The organism is Massilia sp. NBRC 108631, assembly GCF_059704565.1.
Genome location: NZ_BAAKJE010000102.1, coordinates 118,252 through 138,966 on the forward strand (window position 1 = coordinate 118,252; position 20,715 = coordinate 138,966).

Sequence of the window (20,715 nt, forward strand, 5' to 3'; positions counted from 1 at the left end):
ACGGGGACCATCATGAACCAGTACAGCAGCTTGAAAGACATCGTCCTGGGCGACAACAGCAACCTCGCCATGGCGCGGCCTTCGGTACTTAACGCGCTGAACAAATCCAACCGCCGGCTGGAAAAGCTGCTGGCCGATCTGCGCAACGAGGCCAATGCGCAGAGCGAGCTGCTGGCCATCGCGCGCGAAGTGATGGCCGCGGTGGAACTGAACCACGACGTGGCGCTGGCCTGCATCTTCCTGAGCCAGATCGCCGGCACGTACGCGGTGCGCCATTGCATCGAAACCGCCATCGTGGCCGCCCTGGTGGCGCAGCGCATGCGCAAGACGCGCGAGGAACTGCTGGTCATTACCGCCGCAGCGCTGACCATGAACGTGGGCATGCTGCGGCACCAGAACACTTTCAACAAAAGTTCCAGCCTGACCAGCGAGGAAATGTCCATCGTGCGGCGCCACCCGGAGGAAAGCGTGGGCCTGCTGCGCGACGCGGGCGTGGAAGACGAGGAATGGATCGCCTGCGTGCTGATGCACCACGAGAACGACGACGGCACCGGCTACCCGGAAGGCCGCACCAGCGCCGACATCACGCAGAACGCGCGCCTGATCAGTTTGGCCGACCGCTACTGCGCACAGGTATCGGCCCGCAACTACCGCTGTTCGGTGCTGCCGGACAAGGCGCTGCACAACCTGCTGGGCGACCCGGCGCGGGTCAGCGACCCGCTGCTGGCGGACCAGTTCATCAGCCAGATCGGCAAATACCCGCCGGGGGCGCTGGTGCGGCTGCAAAACGGCGAAGTGGGCGTGGTGATGCAGCGCGACGGCGGCGGCGACATCCACATCCATTGCCTGCGCGACGCCAGCGGCAAATCGCTGCGCGACGCGAGCGGCTTGAGCCAGGCGCTGCGCCGCGCCAGCGATCCGGAATGCGCGATTGCGGAAGTCCTCAGCGAGGACCAGGCCGACGTACGCTTCAGCATGAAACAGATCTGGGGCGAGCAGGCGAGCTTGTAGGCCGCATGCAATGGCGGCTTAGCAGTGCCGCTGCATGGGCCGCCGTCCCTCAGCGCGCCAGCTGCTGCAGCTTGCGCTCGACGAAGCTCTGCAGTTCCTGCGACAGGTTGCCGCTGTTCCTGGCGCGCGTGAACGCCTCCTGCGCCTCGGCGTTGCGCTTCTCGGCCAGCAGCGAAATCCCCAGTCCCATCCACCACACGCCGTTCTGCGGCTGAAGCCGCAGCGCGGCCTGATATTGCTCCGCCGCCTCGCGGTTGCGCTGCGCCCGCTGCAATGCGCCTGCCAGGAAGGCCAGGTAATCGCCGTTGCCGGCCGCATAAGGCAGGCTGCGCTGCAAGGTTTCAATCGCCGGGCCGCCCTTTTCAATCTGCAGCCGCGCCAAGATCATGGCCATCTGCGGCTGCTTGGGATCGAGGCCCAGGCCGAACTGCAAATGGCGCATCGCTTCCTCGTGCCGCTTGTTCTCGATCAGCAGGCCGACCAGGGTCTGGCGCGCGGTGTCGTGGCGCGGGTAGAGGAACACGGCTTGCTCCATATTCGCCAGCGCCTCCTGCACGCGGCCCTCCTGCAAGGCAGCCAGTCCGCGCCGGTAGGCGTTTTCGCCCTGCTGCTGCGAGGTGACGGTGACGCCCCCGGTGCCCGGCTGGATGGCGATGTCCGCGCCGCGCACGGGCTTGCCGTCTGCTTTCACCGTGCGCGCAGCGGCGGCGGTTCCTGCAGCGGCACGCTCCGCCGCACGGCCGCCTGCCGCCAGGCGCTCGGCTTCGGCTTTCGCCTGCCGTGCCTGCTTTCTGGCTGCTTTCAGTTCGGCCGCCAGCTGGGCCGCGCTCTTTTCCTCCGCCTGCGTACGCTGTGGTCGGCGCGTAAAGTTGGCGGTGGCGTCGCCGGCATCGGCAGGCACGGCCGCCGGTGCAACCGGGATCGGACGGGCCACGGCCAGCAGGCGGGCCGTATTCGGCTGCGCGGCCTGCCCCTTGGCTGCCCCATTCGCCGCCCCGGGCGTCGCCGCAGCCGGCTGCGCGGCCACTGCCGCATGGCCCGGCGCCGCATGCACGGCGGCGGCGTCCGCTTGCACGGCGCCGCCCTGCGCGTTCGGCGGCCCCGCGTTGACAGCCGCCTGCGTGGGCATGGCGGCCGCAGGCGCCGCAAATGGCGCAGTACCAGACGTGAGCGCGGGCGGGCGCTGAAGATAGCGCCATCCGAGCCAGCCGCCTGCGGCCAGCAGCACCACGGCCAGCCCGGCGCCGGCCGCCATCTTTGCGCGCCCTGTCTGACTGCCAGCGGAGACCGGGCGCATCTGCGGCACGTTGCCGCGCCCCGCCTGTGCGCCGCCGCGCGCGTCCAGATCCTGCAGCATTTTATTTATCAGGCTCATTTGATCAACGCCCAGGTTAGTGCGCAGGCCGCCAGCGCCAATCCGGCCGCACCGGCAAACCACGGCCAGCGCGCACGCGGCGCCGCCACGGTGTCGGACGCAGCCAGCGCCACGTGGCGTCTCTCCACTTGCTGCCGTCCTTCGCCGTAAGCCAGCATCAGCGCCTTGTGCGACATGATGTTGACCAGGCGCGGAATGCCGCCGGTGGCCGCATACAGCTGGCGCACCGCGCTGTGGCCGAACAGCCGTCCGCCGGCATAGCCCGCCACCCGCAGGCGGTGCGCCAGGTAGTAATCGAGGTCATCCCTGGACAGCGCGCCCAGGTGGTAATGGAAGGTAATGCGCTGCGCCAGTTGCCGGATGGTCGGGCTTTCCAGGTGCGCGTTCAGTTCGGGCTGCCCGAACAGCACGATCTGCAGCAGCTTGCGCTTTTCCGTCTCCAGGTTGGTCAGCAGGCGCAGCGCCTCCAGGCTCTCCACCGGGATGGCCTGCGCTTCGTCCAGGCACAGCACCACCTGCTTGCCCTGCCCAGCCAGTTCCAGCAGCCGGTAATTGATCGACTTGAGCAGCTGGTGCTGGTCCACGTCGCGCGCCAGCGTCAGCTCCAGTTCGTCCGCCAGGGCCAGCATCAGCGTGCGCGGTTCGAGATAGGGATTCGGGATGTAGGCGGTGACAAATTCCTCGCCCAGGGTGGCCAGGAACTTACGGCACAGCAGCGTCTTGCCGGTGCCGACCTCGCCGGTAATCTTGATGAAGCCTTCGCCGCTCCGGGCGGCCACCAGCAGCGTGTTCAGCGCCTCCTGCGAATGCGGGCTGGTGAAGAAAAAGCTGGTGTCCGGCGTGATGCTGAAAGGCACCTCGCGCAGGCCGAAGTGGGACTGGTACATCAGCGGCGCTCCGAAGGCCGGCGCGGGTCCAGCTTCTCGATGCGGCCGCTGGCGTCCTGCATGTCCTGGGTCCAGCTGGCGGCGCCATCGACGATGGTCGGCTTGATCAGCACCACCAGTTCGCGCTTCTGGGTCTGCTGGTCGGTATTGCGGAACAGCGCACCGACCACCGGCAGGTCGCCGGCGCCGGGCAGTTGCGAGCGGTCGTTGGTGGAGGACTGGCGCATCAGGCCGCCGATCGCGACGATCTGGCCATCCTGGCCACGCACCATGCTGTCCATCTCGGACGTGCTCGATGCTGCCAGCGGCAGGTTCAACGAACCGGCGCTGCCCAGGTTGACCACCTTGTTGACGGTGGTGACCTGGCTGACCGACGGGTGCACGTGCAGCATGATGTTGCCGTCGTCGTCGATCTGCGGCGTCACGTCCAGCACCACGCCGGAGAAGAACGGCTGCAAGGTCACGTTGGGGCTGGTGGTGTTGCCGGTGGCGTTGGAATTGGTGGTGGTGCTGACGCCGGTGACGTAGAACTCGTCGGTGCCGATCTTCAGCACAGCCTTCTGGTTGTTCATGGTGGCGATGCGCGGGCTGGACAGCACGTGCACCGAACCCTGCGACTCCAGGAAGGAAATCATGGCGGCGAAATTGCTGGTCTGGAATGCCAGGCCGAACAGCGAGCCGGCGTTGTTGGCGGCATTGGCCAGCGCAAAGCCGGTGCTGGCGGCCAGGCCGGCGCCGGTGGTCATGGTGGGCGGCTGGCCGCCCTGGAAGGGCAGCGGCTGCAGCGCCGAGCCGGGCTGCAGGAAGCCGGCCGAGACGCGGTTGTCGTGGCCGGTCTTGAAGGACGCGAACGAGGCCCAGTTGATGCCGCTCTGGAAGCCGCTGTTGAGCTGCACTTCCAGGATCTTCGCCTCCAGGATCACCTGGCGCTCCACCGCCAGCTGGGTGGCTTTCAGGTACTGGTCCACATTGCGTAGCTGTTCGGGCATGGCGCGCACCACGATCACGCCGGACTGCGGGCTGATCACCAGGCTGCGGCCGTCCGCCACGCCGCCCATCAGCGCCGTCAGCGCTTCTTTCAGGTCGGCCCAGAAATCGGTGTCGGAGGTGGTGGTGACGTTGCTGGCGTCGCGCTGCGTTTGCACCGGGTTGCCCTGCTGCGCCGGCTGCGGCACATTGCCCTGGTTGCTGCCGTTATTGCTGCCATTGCCGGTCTGGCCGGAGGTGGTGGCGCCGACCGTGCCGACCGACGTCGACGACACGCGCACATTCGAGCTGCCCTTGCGGTTGGCGGTCAGGTAGTTGACCTTGAACATGCGGGTCTGCATGGTCAGCGGACGGATGTAGATGCGCGTGCCCTCCACCTTGTAGTCGTAGCCGTACAGCTCGCGCACCGCGTCCAGCGCCTCGAACAGCGTCACGTCCTTCAGGTGCGCGGTAATGGTGCCGCTCACTTCAGGATGGATCAGCATGTTGTAGCGGGTGCCGGCCACGATGGAGTTGAAGAACTGCTGCACCGGGACCTGGTTGAAGGCCACGTTGAAGCGCTCGTCCAGCACCGCGCGCGCCTTGGGCAGCTGCGCAGCCAGCGCCGGCAGCGGCGGGATCAGGGCCGATTCCACCGCGTCCGGCGCGGCCGCCTGCTTGGGCGACTTGGCCGCGGCCTGCCGCACCTCGTTGCTGATCTCCTCATAAGTGTCGCGTTTCGCGGCGATCTGGCTCTGGCAGGCCGCCAGGCTGGCGGCGGCGCCGATGGCGCAAGCGATGTGTATGAGTTTTTGCATGTGTTCTACTCGGTTTGGTCGCACTTTTATATGCATTATGGTTTCGCGAACAACTTCAGCGTTTCACGGGATTTGCCCCGGCGCAGCACCACTTCCGTCTCGCCCACCCGCTCAACGATGGCGTCGCCGAATTTCATTCCCTGCCGCACCATTTCGCCATTAATCACCGCGACGCGGCGCCCGCCTGGTTCGCGCGACACCAGGATGGATTGCAGCTGCGGCGCAGCCGGGTTGCCGGCCTCGCCCTCGCCAGCTCCGCCCGGCACGCCCAGCACTGCCGGCGGCCTGGTCGGATCGGACAGGGTCTGCGCCTGCGCGGCGCCGCCGACGGCGGTCCCGGCCAGGACGCAGGCGAGGATGGCGGCACGGGTCTTCACAGCGATATCCATTTGGTGTCCAGGCTCAGTGTGTACAGCGTCAGCGTCAGGCGCGCCTTCGGGTATTCCTGCGCTTCCAGCGTGGCCTTGCCCCAGAACAGCTGGGACGGCATGCGTTCCAGCGCTTCCATATAGCTCACCATGTCCAGGTAGCTGCCTTGCAGTTCCAGTTGCACGCCATGGCGGTACAACAATTCCTGCTGGGCGGCCGGGTCCGGCGCTTTCCCGCCGGCAGCGCCGGCCTGGGCCGGCGGAGGCGCGGCCTGGAGCAGGCCCGGCATGGCGCCCGCTTCCGGCTCGGAAAAGCGGCCATCGCTCATGCCGCGTGGCGGCAAGGTCTTCAGCGACACCAGCTTCAGCTTGCCACCCTGCAGCAACTGTTCCAGCATCTGGCTGATCTTTTCCGGCGCCACCAAGCCTTTTTGCACGGTGCGCAGCGCCTTGCGCATGGTGTCGTTCTCAGCCTTGAGCTTCGCCAGGCGCGCCTTGCTGGCCTGGTCGGGATCGATCAACGCCAGCGCCTGGCGCTGCGCCAGCTCGACATCTATGGCCGCGATCTGCTGCCGCTGCTGGTCGATTACGGCGTGCAGCGACTTCTCGCGCGCCAGGGCCGGCTCGATCATGATGGTGTAGAGAATGAACAGCAGCGCGGCGGCGGCGGCGCCGCACGCCATCAGCCGCTCGCGCAAGCTCAGCGCTTCCACGCGGGCAGCCAGTTTCAACCATTGCTGCTTCATATGCCCTCCGTCTTGGCGCCGGCCGGCAAGGCTTGCAGGCTGAATTCGATGTACGGCGCAACGGCGGCCGGGACTGCGGCGTTCGCCGGTGCCGCGCCCGGCGGTAGCGGGCTCAGCGCAGGGGCACGCTGTCCGCCCTGCCCACCCTGCGCCGTCTCTGCCGGCTTGGGCTGCGCCATTTCCAGATGGCCGAAGGTGGTGCCCTTCAACACCGGCTCGCGCGACAAGCCGTTCAGGTAGCCGGGCAGCAGGCTGGCCTGCAAAGTGCGTCCCTGCAAGCCGATTTCATTGCCGGCGCCGACGATCTGCACACCCGTCAGCCACAAGCCGCTCACGCGGCTGCGCGCGAATGCCTTGAAATAGGCCGAGTAGCCGCGCGTATTGCCGAACTCGCCCTTGTCCAGTATGGCCGACACGCCCAGCAGCGCGCGGCTCTCTGCCTCCGCCTGCTCCAGTTCCTGCTGCACCGACGTGCTGCGCTGGCGCGGCGCCAATTCGGTGGCGGCAGCGGCCTTGCGCGCTTCGCGCGCCGCCAGCTCGCTCTTCACGTCGGCCGCGCGCGTCTCCAGGGCCGCAGCGCGCTGGCGCGCCACCATGCCTGCTGCCAGGCCGCCCACCAGCACCACACCCAGCACGGCGGCGAGCGCAGCGGCGGAGAAGTAATTCTTCTGCTTGAGGAAGCGCGGGTTGAACAGATTGATCTGCTGGCTCACGAGCTGGCTCCTTCGTCGCGCAGCGCCGCGCCCAGCGTCATGAAGTAGCGCGCCTGCTGCGCCGCGTCGCGCAATTCCGGCACCTTGTCCAGATCCAGCACGCTATCCAGATCCAGCACTTCCACCGGCAGGTACAGATTGCGCGCCAGGTACTCGTGCAGCGCGGGGCTGCCGGTCGGCGCCAGCACCAGCTTGGACACGGCCACATAGCTGAACTGGCGCTCGAAGTGGTCCAGTGAGCGCTGCAATTCAAGCGTGATGCGATCGTGCAATTGCTGCACCTTGTCGCGGTCGCCGCCCAGCAGCTGTGCCAGCGTCACGTCCATGCGGCGCGCCAGGTACAACTCGCCGCCGAAGGTGACCGTCAGCAGGCCGCCGTCCAGGTCGAACGACAGCATGGCCACGCCGCGCCCTTCGGGCTCCAGCAAAGCCGAGATATTCCGCTGCGCCATTTCCGGGATGTCGATCGCCGACAGGCCGACCTTGTGGTCGGCGAACAGATGCTGGCGCGGTTCGATCAGGCTATTGCGCGCCGCCACCGCGAAGCACTGGTGGTTGTGCGCCGGGCCGTTCCTGGCCACCGGCACCTCGACCACGTCCACGGTGGCGTCGGCGACGGGGAAGTCGATCATGTCCTTCAGGCGCCAGCTCACCGCCGTCTTCATTTCCTCGGCGGGCACGTTCGGCGCCTCCAGCATCAGCAGCTGGTACTCGCCCATGCCAAGCAGGCTGGAGCACTGGTATTGGGCCGTGTTCATGTCCTTGTGCAAGCGCGCCAGGGCGGCGCCGGCCTGGTCGCGGCTACCCTGCACGAACAACGCCATCTGCACGACGGGTTTGGCATCGCGGCGGCGCTCGACGAGCGCAGCCAGCACGCCATCGGCGTACAGCGCAATGGCCAGCCAGCCCTCTTTCTTCTTCGCTTTACCCCAAAAAATCATAAAACCGTCTCAATGATTTAGCGATGCATTCACAAACCGTCGCAGTGGCTTGATTATATTCAAGATTCCTGACCCGGCGAGGCGATATTTGGCCCCTTGAAACAACTTTCGGCTGCTTTTTGCCGAATGGAGACAAAAATTGCCGGGACACGACAGGCGCGCCCGGCATCGGCCGCTCAGAACTGCACGGTGACCACGCGCTGCACATAGTCCGGCGAAGTCGGCGCGGGGTTCGGGCAGGCATTGTTGGCCGGCTGGTTGCAAGCGGTGGCCGTGATGACCGTTACTTGCGGCAAGCCGCCTGGCAAGTTGGCAGTCTGGTTGACGACGCAGCGCACCGTCACGGTAAAGGCGGCCATCGTGGGCGCGGGCGGCACCAGCGACACCTGCGGCGCGCATTGCCCGGCTTGCGTGTTCTGGAACAGTCCCACCTCAACGCCCGAGCGTGCCGCCTCGTAGGCGCGCGTCCCTGTCAGGTCCAGCGCCGAACTGACCTGCTGGCCGGCGGACAGCGAGACGATGGCCGCTCCCAATGCGGACAGCACCACCAGCAGGAAGATGGCAGTTACCAGGCTGACGCCGGCCTGCAGCCTGCGCCGTATCGCACGATGGAATTTGAATGTCATGGCGTGTTGTCCACGTGGACCTGGCGCACCAGGGTGACTTGTTCGCCGTTGCGATGGCGCAGCGTGAGCGTGATGGTAACCAGCGCCGCCTGCACGGTGGCCAGCTGCGTGGCGCGGAACTCGCACGCGGCCACCATGCCAGCCATCAGCTGGCCGGTGCCCGCCACCGGGGCCGGCACATCGGCGTTCAACGGTATCTGGTTGCTGAAGAAACGCGTCAGCGTGCCCTCGCCGCCACCGGCCGGCAGCCCGCACTGGTAGGTAACGGCGCCGGTCACTACCTGGAACCGGTGATCGGGCGACGGCATGACCGGATTTTCATTGGCGAAGGGATTCGCATTCATCGTGATCAGCGTGCCGTTGACGGCCGTCACACGCGCCACGTTGCGCATGCTGTAGGCGTCGGCAGGCGCCTGACTGCGGCCGAGGTTGTAGACCACGATAAAGTTGCCCGGCACGATGGCCTCGCGGCCAACCGGCGCAGCGCCCGCCATATGAAAGGTCGTCGCGGCAGTGTTGGTGAAACTGAGCGGCAACACGCCGGCAACCGGATTATCGGTTTCGTCGATATAGCGGCCGCCGGTGCTGGTCAGCAGGAAGCCGATGGAGCGCCCATCGTTCGACAGCAGCATGGAGTTCGGCAGCGCCAGGCGCAACTCGCGGCTCATGCGGCGCAGCACCAGGTCGGCCGTGTCGCTCAGCTCAGCGCGCGCCGCCGTATCGACATAGCTCTGCACAGGCGCCCGGATGAACACCGCCACCATGCCCGCCACGATACCCGTGATGACGATCACGATAATGGCTTCCACCAGCGTGAAACCGCGCGCGCGCCGATTGAAGTGCCGCCGCTTCATGGCAAGCCCACCGATTTGGGGCTGATCGGCGTACTGTTCGGCGCGTAGCGGGTACGGTAGCTTTCCAGCACCACGCTTTCGGTGCCGTACGCTACGCTGACAGTGATGCGCAGCGCGCTGCCGGCCGGCACTGTCGCCAGCGCCTGGCTGGCCACGGTGACGGTCGCGTTGTAGCCGGCAGGGAAAGCATTGCCGGTGACATCGGTGGTGTACGGCACCGGCGCGCCGTTGGCGCTGCCGTAGTCGTTCACATTGTCGAACGGCCGCACTGCGCCCGGTTCCGGTCCCGGGCCTTCCGCCCGGGTGGTGCAGCCTGCCGGGCCCGCAGCTTCCTCGACCAGCGGATCGCTGAAGTCGCACCAGGTAAAAGCCGCCTGCCGCACCTCTTCCATCAGGCCCTCGGCAATCGCCATGGCCTGCTTGCGGCGGGCCGGGTCGGCGCTGCTGCGCGTATTCAGCGTGAGCACTTGCAGGATGCCGACCACGGCCACGCCGACGATGACGATGAAAATGATCAGCTCGATCATGGTCAAGCCGCGCTGGCGCCGGTTAATAGACATAGCCGGTTTGGGTGGTGACGATGACGTTGTGGTTCAAGCCATCGCCGGTGACGGCAACCGTCTGCGTGGGAAGGCTGCCGCCTGCGGCCAGGAACGGCTCGCCGGAAGGGTCGAAGAAGAAGTTGGGATGGGCAGTGATGCTCAGGCCGGAAGGCACGCCCTCGCAGGCCCAGGCAGTGGCATTGCCGCAGCGCTGCAGCGTGGCACTGCTGCCGGAATTGGCGCCGCTGGCCGGCTGCACCCGCTGCGCGCAGGTGCCAGGAGCGTCGTAGCACAACGCCACGCTGGCGCCGTCCAGCCGCACAAACACGTTGCGGTTCTGCGCGATCGCCAGCTTCTGCCCGTAACGGATCACACTGCGTACCTGGTCGGCATAAGCGACGGCGTCGAAACCCTGGCGCTGAAAGAAGCGCGGCGCCGCGACGGCGCCCAGCACACCTATCACTACCATGACGATGATCAGTTCAACCAGCGTAAACCCAAACTGCCTGGCCGGATGGCCAGGCAGTTGGGCGACGCCGCGTGGCAAAGCCACAGCCTGCGCGTCGTTGGTCAGACTAGCACTTGGAGGTGGTGGCCGCACTGACCGCGCCAGTCGAAGCCGTGTAGGTAAAGAAGCAGGTCCCGGCATTTGCGACATCGACCGAAATCGTTACCGGATCGGCAGTCGCAACAATGTTGTACTCGTTGGTCGACAAGCCCGCAGCATCTGCAATTGCGCCGAAGGTTGGGTAGCCTTGGGCATTGGCGGCCACAACGGTCGTACCCTCCATTGTCACGTTACCGGCCACCCCGCTGCCGGTTACCAGCCAACGGCCATGCACGAGCGACGCCGCGCTGGCAACAGCACCACGCGCGCCCATCAGTTTGGCACGACGCGCATCTGCCCCCATGTCAGCAAACTTCGGCAACGCCGTGGCGGCCAGAATGCCCAGAATCACAATAACGACGATCAGTTCAATCAGGGTAAAACCTGCTTGAGCGCCACCACGCAACGAAGCCAATTGTTTGTTTTGCATTTATTACTCCAACTTAGTCTGAAAGAAATTGTGACGGCCTGCAGTCAGTATGTATAACGACCTCAGCTTCCGTCAACTTGAATCAGGGCTACGCTGCCATTCTGGTCATGCGCTCCATCCGGCTTGGCGTTTTTTGTGGGCAAGCGGCTGAATTCTACCTTGAAATACCAGCGCAAATTTGAATCCATAGGAAAACTTTTTTCCCCACTGAACACATAGACAAGCATGCGCTTGTCCCGAATGAAATACCAGTAACCCGGCTCGAGACGATTTGCTGTCAAAGCATCAAGCTCACCTTTGTAGTTTTCGGGTAATCGTTTCAGCAGCCCAACCGGGTTCATGCCCGCTAACCGGGCGAGTTGAGCATTATCTTGCTGCACTGCCGCCTCGAGAACCTTGCCGTATAAGGCGCTACGCATATTTGCCACCAATAATTGCGCGCCGGCCCGTTCCGCCTGGTCCTGATAAAAAGCCAACCGCTGTAGCAGCACAGCCGCCAGCACACTGAAAATAATCGCAACAACACCCAGCTCAAGCAGGCTAAACCCTCTCGCGTGCAACCGTTGCGGCGACGCTACACGAATCCTGAACTGGCGCGGTTTAGACATTAATGCAGCGCCGCTTGCCCCAGGTTCCAGATCGGCAGAAAGATACCCAGGGCCAGCACCAGCACCATGGCGCCCAGGAAGGTGATCATGATCGGTTCGATCTGGGATGCCAGGGTTTTCAATTCGTAGTCGACCTCGCGCTCATACATTTCGGCGATCTCGTCCATCAAATCGTCCAGCGCGCCCGACTCTTCGCCGACCGCGATCATCTGCAGCACCACCGGCGTGAATACCCCCGCCGCTATGGACGTGCGCAGAATGCTGTCGCCGCGCTCCACGCTGTCGCGCATTTGCTCAACCCGCGACGACAAATAGGCATTATCGACAGTCTGAGACACCACTGTCAGCGCCTGCACGATAGGCACTCCGCTACGGCTGGATAACGCAAAGCTGCGCGCAAACCGTGCCATCGTAGCCTTGTGCACAATTTTTCCGGCGATAGGGAAACGCAGCTTGGCCTTGTCCCAGCTGAAGCGCCCGTTGGGCGTCCCGACCCAGGCGCGGGCAGCCAGGAAGCCCGCCACTGCCGCGATCAGCAATGCCGGCCAATAATCGACGGTGAATTTTGACGTGCCTATTAAGATGCGCGTCATCAGTGGCAACTCGGCACGGAAGCTCTCGAAGACCTTTTGAAATTGGGGAATGACAAAGATGTTGACGATAATCATGGCCAGCGTCATGGCGATAATGACAAACGTCGGATAGCGCGTGGCACTCTTCACCCGGTTCTTCATCTCCCGGTCGAATTCCAGGTGGTCGAACAGGCGCAGGAATACTTCGTCCAGCCGGCCGGTCATTTCGCCGACTTTCACCATGGACAGGTAAAAGTTGTTGAACACTTCAGGATGGCGCCGCATGGCGGCCGACAGTTCGCGGCCCGCGTCCAGCGACTCGCGCAAATCCTTGATGACACGCCCGAACGACTTGCTGATGGCCGATTCCTGCAAGCCCGCCAGCCCGCGCATGATGGGCACGCCGGACTTGAGCAAGGTATAGATCTGGCGGCTGAACAGTTGCACGTCGAGCGAGGTCACCTTTTTCTCAGTGAGCCGGGTCCACCAGTTCTCGCCATCCTTGCTGACGGCCTGCCGCGTGAGGGTGATCTCCACCGGCGTGACGCCGGTGCCGAACAGCTGGTCGGCCACGGCATTGCTGTCGGCGCCCTCCAGCACCCCCTGCAACAGTTCGCCGCGCGCATTGCGGCCCTTATAGGCGAAGAATGGCACGTCACTCCTCGTACTGGTTGCTGATGCGCATGGCTTCAGCGATGGTGGTGCGGCCCTGGATCACCAGGTGCACCGCATGCCGGCGCAGCGTTTCGCCGCGCATCTGCGCGTGCGCCACCTTCATGAAATGGCTGGTGTCATGGTGGTGCGACGCATCCACCACCGCCTGGGTCATCTCCAGCAGTTCGTACACGCCGGTACGGCCGCGATAGCCCATGCCGTTGCAGTGCGAGCAGCCCTTGCCGTGGAAGTAGCGCGCCATGTCCACCTTGTCGTTCAACTCCAGGCGCAGCCATTCGTGCTCGGTGGGCGTGGGCGTGTATTGCGTGGTGCAGCTCTCGCAGATGACGCGCACCAGGCGCTGCGCCAGCACGGCCTGCAGCGAGCTGCCCACCATGTAGCGCGGCACGCCCATGTCCATCAGGCGCAGCGGGGTGCTGGCGGCGTCGTTGGTGTGCAGCGTGGACAGCACCAGGTGGCCGGTCATCGCAGCGCGCAGGCCGATCTGGGCGGTTTCCTGGTCGCGCATCTCGCCCACCAGTACGATGTCCGGGTCCTGGCGCAGCGCGGAACGCAGCACGCGCGCGAAGTTCAGTTCGATCTTGTCGTTCACCTGCACCTGGTTGATGCCGGGCAGGCGGTACTCCACCGGGTCTTCCACGGTGATCAGTTTCTTCTCCACCGAGTTCAGCTCGGCCAACGCACTATATAAGGTGGTGGTCTTGCCGGAGCCGGTGGGGCCAGTCACCAGCACCAGGCCGTTGGGGCGCTGCACGATGGCGCGGAACTTCTCCAGTATGCCGCGCGGCATGCCGATCGCGTCCAGGCGCAAGTTGATGCCGCCCTGGTTCAGCAGACGCATCACCACCGACTCGCCGTACTGCGTCGGCATGGTCGAAATACGCACGTCGATGCGCTGGTTCTTCACGCGCACGGCGAAGCGGCCGTCCTGCGGCAGGCGCTTTTCGGAGATGTCCAGGTCCGACATCAGCTTCAGGCGCAGCGCCAGCGCGGGGGCGATCTTGATGTCGGCCTCGGTCTGCAGGTGCAGCACGCCGTCGATGCGGAAGCGGATCTGCAGCCGGCTTTCCTGCGGCTCGATGTGGATGTCGGAAGCCCGCACCTGGGTGGCGTCGTCGAACACCGACTGCAGCAGCTTGACGATGGGCGCCTCTTCCAGGCCGGGGTTGGCGGCCAACGCGCCGAAGTCCACCGACACGTCGCCCAGGTCCTGCTCCAGCTCGCGCGCCAGGTCGGTAATGTCCTCGGTGCGGCGGTAGATACGGTCAATGGCGGCCAGCACCTCGGTCTCGTTGACCACGGCCAGCTCGATGTTCTGATGCACCAGGCGGGCGATTTCGTCGTAGGCGAACAGGTCGGTGGGGTCGGCGATGCCGACCAGCAGCGAGCCCTTGCGGTCCTCCAGCACCAATGCGCGGAAGCGGCGGGCCTGGGTTTCCGGCAGCAGGCGCACCACTTCCGGGTTGATGTTGTAGAACTTGAGGTTGATGTAGGGGATGTTGAGCTGGCGCGCCAGCGCCCCGGCGATCTGCTCCTCGGTAACGTAGCTGCTTTCGATGAACACCCGGCCGAGTTTGCGGCCGCTGCGCTTCTGTTCGGCCAGCGCCAGTCCGAGTTGTTCCTCCGTCAGCAGCTTTTGCTGCACCAGGATTTCACCTAAACGGACTTTTTCGGGCCGAGCCATACACACTCCAGACGTTACACAATGGTCGCGGCCATTTTATGCCAGATCAGGCCGTTTCTACGAGTAATATGTGGTGCCTACTGGCTAAACCAGTCCGATATTTGCTACAGTGCTCATCCATACAGCACGCGACGTTTATGGCCCTCGACCACTTTCACCTGCCCCGCCCGCCTTTCAACCGCGCTCCCGCCCCCGCTTTCCACTTTGAGGATGCGGCGCGGCGCGAGTTGCTGGGGGCTTTGCAATACGCGCTCAGGCTGGGCGACGGCGTCATTAAAGTGACCGGTGAGGCCGGCAGCGGCAAGACCATGCTGTGCGGCGTGCTGGCGGAGCGCCTGGCGCAATCGGTGCCGCCCGTTCAAACAGTGCTGCTGGGCCAGACGGTTTTTGCACAGCAGGCGCCACGGTCCGGGGCCGGAGGTCCCGGCACGGGCTCGTTTCCCCTGTCCGCCCAGGACGCGGTCTGCGGTATAGCCCGCCAGCTCGGCTTGGCGCCGGGCGGCATGCGCAACGACGAGGTGATGCGGATGCTGTACAGCCATCTGGCGGCCGAACGCGCTGCCGGCAGGCGGGCGGTGCTGCTGGTGGAAGAGTCGCAGCTGCTGCCTGCGGACACGCTGGAAACGCTGCGTCAACTCACCAATCTGAATGACGGCGCGAACAACTTGCTGCCGGTTGTGCTGCTGGGGACGCCCGAACTGAGCAACGTGCTGCGCCAGCCGCGGCTGCGCCAACTGCGCGAGCGCATCACGCTCAGCTTTGTGCTGCCCCCCCTGCCCTCCGAGCTGGTCCCCGAACTGCTGGCACATCGCCTGCGCATGGCTGGGCACGCCGACGGCGCGCTGTTCCAGCTGGACGCAGCCAAGCTTATTGCCCGCACCGCCGGCGCGGACTTGCGCGCGCTCATTGCGCTGGCGGACAAGTCGCTGAGCGTCGCCGCACAAGCCAGCGCCCCCGCCGTCGCCATGTTCCACGTGCGCGACGCCATCAAAGGCGTACCAGCCCACCCCGCGCCGCCAATACCGTCAGCACCTGTCTCGCCAGAACCGGTTGAAGCGGCTGACGCCCCGGGCCGAGAAAATCCTGCGGCCACGGATGCGCCGCCAGCCGACGCAAGTCTTGACGCGTGCCCCCTGGACAGAACACAGCAGCTAGCCGCATCCCCGGACGAGCTCGCAGTTGAAGGGATCCAGGCGTCGGCCAGCGTGGCCCCGGCCACAGGCCCCGGCGATAACACGCTAGCAGAAAGCACCCAGACCGACGATGACGCGGCCTCCGCTGCGGACTTGCCGCCGGCGCTTGCCCCTATCGCCCTGGGCGCGTTCGCAGCGCAGGAACCAGTGGTGCGGCTGGGCGACGCCGCCAGCGCCGCAACCAGCACTCGGAGCGCTCAGCCGCCCGCACCGATTGCAGCCCAGGCCCGGCTCTTCGCCGAAGACGCCTCTTCCCCGGCCTTTGGCGCCCCCCAAGCCGCGCAGCTGTCGACTGAACCATCACAGGCCCAACTGCTCGACGATGCCGCCCCGATTCCCGCACAGCCGCCTGCACCCGAGCCTGCGGCGCTCCCCCCGGCACCGCAGTACGACGCGGCCGCCACCCTGCAAGCCGCTTTTGCGCAAACATCACCGCCAAGGAATCATCCCCTGAAGCGCAACATGCTGGTCATCAGTGGCGCGATGCTGGCGGTCGCCGGGGTTGCCACCGCTGCCTTCCTGTTCCGTCCGGCCATCGCTCCGGCCAGCATTGCGGCCGCGGTGGAAGCAGCACAGCCAGCGGCCGCCACCAACGCAGTCGCCGCGTCCGCGCAGCCACCGGTTCAAATGGCGCTACCGCCGGACGCAAATCCGGCTGCCATCCCGGACGCCCCCCCGGCGGTCAGTCCGGCTGCACGGCCATCAGCGCCCTCGCGGCCGGCGCAACCTGCTGCGCCGCCCAGCAAGCCGGGATTGTTGAAACAATCCCTGGCGGCCAGCAAAACCTGGCTGCGCGACGAGCCGGACAACAATTTCTGCGTCCAGATCGCAAACTTCCCCGCCAGCGAGTCTGCGCGCGCCGAGAAATTCCTCGCCGACACCCGCGCTGCCATCGGCCTGAGCGAGGTCCATAGCTACCCCATGCTCATCAACGGCGAGCGCCGCATCGCCATCGTGTACGGCAGTTTCGCTTCCGCAAAAAAGGTCATGGAAGTCCAGGCCGAGCTTGCCGAACGTTCCGGCACTCACCACAAAATCCGTACCATCAAGGGCATCCGCCAGGCGGTAGCCAAGGCGGCAGGCAAGGCGGCAGACAAGGTCAGCCCGGGAAAACAGGCAAGCTGAACTATTAACGCGCGGAAATTGAACCGTGCGCCCCTGTTGTTGTTTTTGTTAGATGATGCTGGTTGACGTTTCAAAATTACAATATTTCGCTTGCCTGGGGCGTTCCGCACATGAAACAACTCGCCGCTCCGTTGATACCGGTTGCCTGCGTCCTCCTGATCACCGGCTGCGCCACGCCGCAGTTGCCGGTGTCGCCTGCCCACATCGCCGACACGCCGCGCGTGGCCGGCGCCATTCCCGAACCCGTGCGCCAGAGCGCCTTGCCGCCGCCGCCCAAGCCGTCTGCCAGGGTCGAGACCTACAGCGTTACCGTGCACAAGGTGCCGGTGCAGTCGCTGCTGTTCGCGCTGGCACGCGACGCGGGCATGAACGTGGACATCCATCCCGCCATTGACGGCACCGTCACGCTGAACGCGCTGGACCAGACCCTGCCGCAACTGCTGGGCCGCATCGCGCGCCAGGTCGACATGCGCTACGAGATCGAAGGCAGCAACCTGGTGGTGCTGCCGGACTCGCCGGAATGGCGCAACTACAAGGTCGATTACGTCAACGTGGCGCGCAGCACCAGCAGCAGCGTCAACATCGCCACGCAGATTTCAACCACCGGCGGCGGCCCGGCGGGCCAGAGCAGCAATCCGGTCGGTGCCGCCACGGCGTCGGCTCCGGCAGGCGCCGGCGGCCCCACCAGCGGCAACAACAATTCGACCACCTCGGTGGCCAACCGCTCGGACAACAATTTCTGGTACAGCCTGGAGAAGAACATCCGCGACATGCTGCGCGCATCCACGCTGGGCGACACGCAAGTGGACCCGCTGGCGCAGATGGCGGCCCAGGCGCAAAGCCAGCAAGCCGCCCTGCAGGGCGGAGCAGGGACGCAGGGCTCCGGCCAGGGCGCCATCGCGCCGATGAGCGCGGCGCCGCAGCCCTTCGGCGACAACGCCATGCCCTTCTCGCAACGCGGGCGCACCCGCAACGATCCGTCCATCGTGGTCAATCCCGAGAGCGGGCTGATCGCGGTGCGCGCCACCGCGCGCCAGCACGAGAAGATCCAGGAGTTCCTCGACCTGGTGGTCAACAGCGCCAAGCGGCAAGTGCTGATCGAGGCCACGATTATCGAGGTCAAGCTGGGCGATCAGTACCAGCAAGGCATCAACTGGTCCGGCCTGAACGGGCGCTTGAGCATGAACCAGGGCCAGGTGGGCAACACGCCGCTGCCCACCGGTATCACGCCCGGCACCACGCCCGGCATGTTCGTGCTGAACTACCTGAACCCCGGCAACCTCACGGCCACGATCCAGCTGCTGGAGTCGTTCGGCAAGGTCAAAGTGCTGTCCAGTCCGAAGATCAGCGTATTGAACAACCAGACCGCGATGCTGAAAGTGGTGGACAACAATGTGTTCTTCACCATCAAGGTCACGCCCGCCGTGCTTAACTCTACCGGCACGGTGACGGCGCCGGCCACCTATGAGTCCACCTTGCAGACCGTGCCGGTGGGCTTCGTGATGAGCGTGACGCCGCAGATCGCGGACAGTGACGAAGTCACCTTGAACGTGCGCCCCACCATCACGCGCATCGTCGGCTACGTGCGGGACCCGAATCCGGCGCTGCAGGAGAACGGGGTGCGCAGCGAGGTGCCGGTGATCCAGGCGCGCGAACTGGAGTCGATCATGAAGATCAGCAACGGCCAGGTGGCGGTCATGGGCGGGCTGATGCAGGATTCGGTCGATAACGCGAAGGACGGCGTACCTCTGCTGAGCACGCTGCCGGTGGTCGGCAACCTGTTCTCCTACCGCAACGAGAAGGCCAGCAAGACGGAACTGGTGATCTTCATGCGCCCCGTGGTGGTGAAGGACGCCAGCGTGAACGGGGACTACAAGGACTACCGCTACCTGCTGCCGGGCCAGGCATCCATGCCCTCGCCCGCCTACACGGAGCCGCCAGTGGCGGGCAAGGCTGGTGGGCTATGAGCTTGCTGATGCAGGCGCTCAAGAAGGCCGAGCGCTCCAAACAGAACAGCCTGCCGGACGAAGAGGCTGCGGAGAAGCCGTCCGAGGCGTTTGACGGCGTGCTGGCGCTGACGCCGCAGGACTTGACGCCGGAACAGCTTCATCCGCGCGCGGCGGAATTTTCCCTGGCGCCGCTGGATGAACCGCTGATGCCCGAAACCGAAGCGGAGCAGATCCCGGCCCTGACGCCGGCCGAGGAAGCACCGCACGACCCGACGCCACCGCAGGCCCGCGTGGGCGGCGCGCGGACCACCCGCAGCGAACTCAGTTTGCAGGACTTGCAGGACAAACCGGCGCAGGCGGCGCCGTTGCCGCAGGCTTTGCAGCCTGCCGGCCCGGCGCAGGCCGCCTGGGCCGACACCGGCCTGCAGCCGCCCTCGCCGGCAGCCGCGCTTGCGGCCGCCGGCAGACCGGACGCGCGCGTCGGAGACCGCCGCCAAGGCGGCGGCCAGCGCATCTCTGACCACTTCAATTCGCCCGCAGGCCGGCCGGCAGGGGATACGGCGGGCGGCATGGCAGCGGACGCCGGTACAGCGAACGGCGGAGTAGCGCACAGTGGCATAGCGCACGGCAGTGCATTGGGCGGCGGCGAGGCCGGCAAGCCGGCGGCGGGCGCCACGGCCAGGCCCGCACCTGCCTCAGGCGCAGCGGCCAGGGCCCGTGCGGCAGCGGCCGCGCGCGCCACGACGGCAGAAGACAAGGTGGGCTGGGACCCGGCACGCATCCGGCTTGCCGTGCTAAGCGGCATCCTGCTGCTGGTGGTCGCACTGTTCGGCTATCTATACTGGCGCGCCACGTCGGTGCCCGGCCCAGGCGCCCATCTGCCCATGGTGCCGATGCCGCCGCCCGACGCCGCAGGCGCCAAAAGCGGCACCGTCGTCGTGCCCCCGGGCGGCGCGCCGGGGACGCCGGGAAGCACCGCCGGCACGCTGGCCGGCCCGGCACCGCTGGAGCAGCAAGGCGTGTCGCCCGGACAGGCGCCCGGCGGAGACCATGCGGGTGCGCCGCTGGCCGCGCCACCGCCTTCTTATGCGCCACTGGCATCGCAAGGCGGCGCCGCGCGCGGACCTTCCGGGTCGAGTTCCATGCTGGGATCGGCACGCAATGCGGCGCCTGCCGCCAATACCGTGATGGCCACCCCCGAAGAGATCGAACGGGCCATGCAGATGCAGGCCGGCCAGCAAAGCGGCACGCCGCCGCCATTTGCCGCCGCCGCAGCACCGGCTGCCGGCGTCGCCGGACAAGGCGGCGCGCTGCAAGGCGGACCAGCCAGCGCCCCGGCTGCGGGCTGGTCCAGCGCATCGGCTGCCAGCCCTGCTGGAGGCGCCGGCACACGCCCGGCGGACGCGTCCTGGGCAAGCAGCGACATCAAAGTGAGCCGCCGCAGCAACGCGCCACGCATCGATCCGGCGCTGCAGTACGGCTACCGGGCCCTGCTCGACGGCGACCTGCCTACCGCTGCCGACCAGTACGCCGCCGCCCTGCGGCAGGATCCGAACAGCCGCGACGCCCTGCTGGGCAGCGCCGCCGTGGCCCAGCGCCGCAACGACGCCGCGCTGGCTTCGGCAAGCTATATGCGCCTGCTGGAGCTGGACCCGAGCGACCCGGAAGCGCTGGCCGGCATGCTCAGCCTGCGTCCCGGCGACACCGGACAGTCCGAGCGGCGCCTCAAGGAGCTGTTGCGCAAGTCGCCGGACTCGGCGCCGCTCCAGTTCGCCCTGGGCAACCTGTATTCGCGCCAGTCGCGCTGGACCGACGCCCAGCAAGCCTATTTCCGCGCCTACAGCGCCAGCCCGGACAATCCGGACTACGCCTTCAACCTGGCCGTGGGCCTGGACCGCCTGAACCAGCCCAAGCTGGCCCTTACTTATTACCAGCGCGCGCTGGCGCTGTCCCAGGCCGGTCCGGCCGGTTTCGACAGCGAGGCGGTGCGCGCGCGCATGCGCCAGCTGGCGGAGCCGAACTGAC

Annotated in this window: 19 protein-coding genes; 4 read left to right on the plus strand and 15 right to left on the minus strand. The window is 66.2% G+C overall.

The window, feature by feature from the left end:
* The first annotated feature begins 12 nt into the window (after positions 1-12).
* A complete protein-coding gene (locus AC6H42_RS11535; RefSeq protein WP_057154771.1) occupies positions 13-1,011 on the plus strand; it encodes an HD-GYP domain-containing protein in 999 nt (332 codons plus the stop codon).
* A gap of 49 nt (positions 1,012-1,060) precedes the next feature.
* Here AC6H42_RS11535 and AC6H42_RS11540 read toward each other — a convergent pair whose 3' ends face one another.
* The 15 genes from AC6H42_RS11540 to AC6H42_RS11610 all read right to left on the minus strand — a co-directional run bounded on the left by AC6H42_RS11540 (position 1,061) and on the right by AC6H42_RS11610 (position 14,423).
* Entirely contained in the window at positions 1,061-2,386 is a 1,326-nt protein-coding gene (locus tag AC6H42_RS11540) for a tetratricopeptide repeat protein (protein WP_082551716.1), read from the minus strand.
* On the minus strand, positions 2,383-3,273 hold the full coding sequence (locus tag AC6H42_RS11545; protein WP_497548088.1) for an ExeA family protein: 891 nt from the start codon (positions 3,271-3,273) through the stop codon (positions 2,383-2,385). Before AC6H42_RS11545 ends, AC6H42_RS11540 begins: the two co-directional genes overlap by 4 nt.
* Positions 3,273-5,057 carry a pilus (MSHA type) biogenesis protein MshL gene (gene mshL, locus AC6H42_RS11550; protein WP_057154662.1) on the minus strand — a complete coding sequence of 595 codons (1,785 nt, stop codon included), beginning with the start codon at positions 5,055-5,057 and terminating at the stop codon, positions 3,273-3,275. Before mshL (AC6H42_RS11550) ends, AC6H42_RS11545 begins: the two co-directional genes overlap by 1 nt.
* A 35-nt stretch (positions 5,058-5,092) precedes the next feature.
* Positions 5,093-5,446 (minus strand): hypothetical protein, encoded by a 354-nt coding sequence (locus tag AC6H42_RS11555; protein ID WP_057154663.1) that lies wholly within the window; start codon positions 5,444-5,446, stop codon positions 5,093-5,095.
* Positions 5,431-6,171, minus strand: a complete 741-nt coding sequence (locus AC6H42_RS11560; RefSeq protein ID WP_057154664.1) for a type II secretion system protein GspM — start codon at positions 6,169-6,171, stop codon at positions 5,431-5,433. Before AC6H42_RS11560 ends, AC6H42_RS11555 begins: the two co-directional genes overlap by 16 nt.
* Positions 6,168-6,884 (minus strand): hypothetical protein, encoded by a 717-nt coding sequence (locus tag AC6H42_RS11565; RefSeq protein ID WP_057154665.1) that lies wholly within the window; start codon positions 6,882-6,884, stop codon positions 6,168-6,170. The genes AC6H42_RS11560 and AC6H42_RS11565 overlap by 4 nt, the downstream gene beginning before the upstream one ends.
* The gene (locus AC6H42_RS11570) at positions 6,881-7,825 is read right to left on the minus strand and encodes a type IV pilus biogenesis protein PilM (RefSeq protein ID WP_057154666.1); all 945 of its coding nucleotides are present in this window, start codon (positions 7,823-7,825) and stop codon (positions 6,881-6,883) included. Before AC6H42_RS11570 ends, AC6H42_RS11565 begins: the two co-directional genes overlap by 4 nt.
* Positions 7,826-8,001: 176 nt before the next feature.
* Positions 8,002-8,451 (minus strand): hypothetical protein, encoded by a 450-nt coding sequence (locus AC6H42_RS11575; protein ID WP_057154667.1) that lies wholly within the window; start codon positions 8,449-8,451, stop codon positions 8,002-8,004.
* The gene (locus tag AC6H42_RS11580; protein ID WP_057154668.1) at positions 8,448-9,305 is read right to left on the minus strand and encodes a prepilin-type N-terminal cleavage/methylation domain-containing protein; all 858 of its coding nucleotides are present in this window, start codon (positions 9,303-9,305) and stop codon (positions 8,448-8,450) included. Before AC6H42_RS11580 ends, AC6H42_RS11575 begins: the two co-directional genes overlap by 4 nt.
* On the minus strand, positions 9,302-9,865 hold the full coding sequence (locus AC6H42_RS11585; RefSeq protein ID WP_497548089.1) for a prepilin-type N-terminal cleavage/methylation domain-containing protein: 564 nt from the start codon (positions 9,863-9,865) through the stop codon (positions 9,302-9,304). The genes AC6H42_RS11580 and AC6H42_RS11585 overlap by 4 nt, the downstream gene beginning before the upstream one ends.
* On the minus strand, positions 9,855-10,400 hold the full coding sequence (locus tag AC6H42_RS11590; protein WP_497548090.1) for a prepilin-type N-terminal cleavage/methylation domain-containing protein: 546 nt from the start codon (positions 10,398-10,400) through the stop codon (positions 9,855-9,857). Before AC6H42_RS11590 ends, AC6H42_RS11585 begins: the two co-directional genes overlap by 11 nt.
* A gap of 22 nt (positions 10,401-10,422) precedes the next feature.
* Positions 10,423-10,884 (minus strand): type II secretion system protein, encoded by a 462-nt coding sequence (locus tag AC6H42_RS11595; protein ID WP_057154670.1) that lies wholly within the window; start codon positions 10,882-10,884, stop codon positions 10,423-10,425.
* A 62-nt stretch (positions 10,885-10,946) separates the two neighbouring features.
* The gene (locus tag AC6H42_RS11600) at positions 10,947-11,492 is read right to left on the minus strand and encodes a type II secretion system protein (RefSeq protein ID WP_057154671.1); all 546 of its coding nucleotides are present in this window, start codon (positions 11,490-11,492) and stop codon (positions 10,947-10,949) included.
* Positions 11,492-12,718 (minus strand): type II secretion system F family protein, encoded by a 1,227-nt coding sequence (locus tag AC6H42_RS11605; RefSeq protein ID WP_057154672.1) that lies wholly within the window; start codon positions 12,716-12,718, stop codon positions 11,492-11,494. The genes AC6H42_RS11600 and AC6H42_RS11605 overlap by 1 nt, the downstream gene beginning before the upstream one ends.
* Position 12,719: 1 nt before the next feature.
* The gene (locus AC6H42_RS11610; RefSeq protein ID WP_057154673.1) at positions 12,720-14,423 is read right to left on the minus strand and encodes a GspE/PulE family protein; all 1,704 of its coding nucleotides are present in this window, start codon (positions 14,421-14,423) and stop codon (positions 12,720-12,722) included.
* Between the two features lie 137 nt (positions 14,424-14,560).
* On the opposite strand from AC6H42_RS11610, the gene AC6H42_RS11615 reads away from it, so the two are divergent.
* The 3 genes from AC6H42_RS11615 to AC6H42_RS11625 all read left to right on the plus strand — a co-directional run bounded on the left by AC6H42_RS11615 (position 14,561) and on the right by AC6H42_RS11625 (position 20,714).
* Positions 14,561-16,741 carry an ExeA family protein gene (locus tag AC6H42_RS11615; RefSeq protein ID WP_497548091.1) on the plus strand — a complete coding sequence of 727 codons (2,181 nt, stop codon included), beginning with the start codon at positions 14,561-14,563 and terminating at the stop codon, positions 16,739-16,741.
* A 110-nt stretch (positions 16,742-16,851) separates the two neighbouring features.
* Positions 16,852-18,708: a pilus (MSHA type) biogenesis protein MshL gene (mshL, locus tag AC6H42_RS11620; RefSeq protein WP_497548092.1), complete on the plus strand. Its 1,857-nt coding sequence runs from the start codon at positions 16,852-16,854 to the stop codon at positions 18,706-18,708.
* Positions 18,705-20,714: a tetratricopeptide repeat protein gene (locus AC6H42_RS11625; RefSeq protein WP_057154676.1), complete on the plus strand. Its 2,010-nt coding sequence runs from the start codon at positions 18,705-18,707 to the stop codon at positions 20,712-20,714. Before mshL (AC6H42_RS11620) ends, AC6H42_RS11625 begins: the two co-directional genes overlap by 4 nt.
* The last annotated feature ends 1 nt before the right edge of the window (position 20,715 follow it).

Excerpts from the sequence above, each read along its gene's own strand:
- AC6H42_RS11535 (WP_057154771.1), top strand. The coding sequence starts at position 13 with ATGAACCAGTACAGCAGCTTGAAAGACATCGTCCTGGGCGACAACAGC.
- AC6H42_RS11540 (WP_082551716.1), bottom strand. The coding sequence starts at position 2,386 with ATGAGCCTGATAAATAAAATGCTGCAGGATCTGGACGCGCGCGGCGGC.
- AC6H42_RS11545 (WP_497548088.1), bottom strand. The coding sequence starts at position 3,273 with ATGTACCAGTCCCACTTCGGCCTGCGCGAGGTGCCTTTCAGCATCACG.
- mshL (WP_057154662.1), bottom strand. The coding sequence starts at position 5,057 with ATGCAAAAACTCATACACATCGCTTGCGCCATCGGCGCCGCCGCCAGC.
- AC6H42_RS11555 (WP_057154663.1), bottom strand. The coding sequence starts at position 5,446 with ATGGATATCGCTGTGAAGACCCGTGCCGCCATCCTCGCCTGCGTCCTG.
- AC6H42_RS11560 (WP_057154664.1), bottom strand. The coding sequence starts at position 6,171 with ATGAAGCAGCAATGGTTGAAACTGGCTGCCCGCGTGGAAGCGCTGAGC.
- AC6H42_RS11570 (WP_057154666.1), bottom strand. The coding sequence starts at position 7,825 with ATGATTTTTTGGGGTAAAGCGAAGAAGAAAGAGGGCTGGCTGGCCATT.
- AC6H42_RS11575 (WP_057154667.1), bottom strand. The coding sequence starts at position 8,451 with ATGACATTCAAATTCCATCGTGCGATACGGCGCAGGCTGCAGGCCGGC.
- AC6H42_RS11580 (WP_057154668.1), bottom strand. The coding sequence starts at position 9,305 with ATGAAGCGGCGGCACTTCAATCGGCGCGCGCGCGGTTTCACGCTGGTG.
- AC6H42_RS11585 (WP_497548089.1), bottom strand. The coding sequence starts at position 9,865 with ATGTCTATTAACCGGCGCCAGCGCGGCTTGACCATGATCGAGCTGATC.
- AC6H42_RS11595 (WP_057154670.1), bottom strand. The coding sequence starts at position 10,884 with ATGCAAAACAAACAATTGGCTTCGTTGCGTGGTGGCGCTCAAGCAGGT.
- AC6H42_RS11600 (WP_057154671.1), bottom strand. The coding sequence starts at position 11,492 with ATGTCTAAACCGCGCCAGTTCAGGATTCGTGTAGCGTCGCCGCAACGG.
- AC6H42_RS11610 (WP_057154673.1), bottom strand. The coding sequence starts at position 14,423 with ATGGCTCGGCCCGAAAAAGTCCGTTTAGGTGAAATCCTGGTGCAGCAA.
- AC6H42_RS11615 (WP_497548091.1), top strand. The coding sequence starts at position 14,561 with ATGGCCCTCGACCACTTTCACCTGCCCCGCCCGCCTTTCAACCGCGCT.
- mshL (WP_497548092.1), top strand. The coding sequence starts at position 16,852 with ATGAAACAACTCGCCGCTCCGTTGATACCGGTTGCCTGCGTCCTCCTG.
- AC6H42_RS11625 (WP_057154676.1), top strand. The coding sequence starts at position 18,705 with ATGAGCTTGCTGATGCAGGCGCTCAAGAAGGCCGAGCGCTCCAAACAG.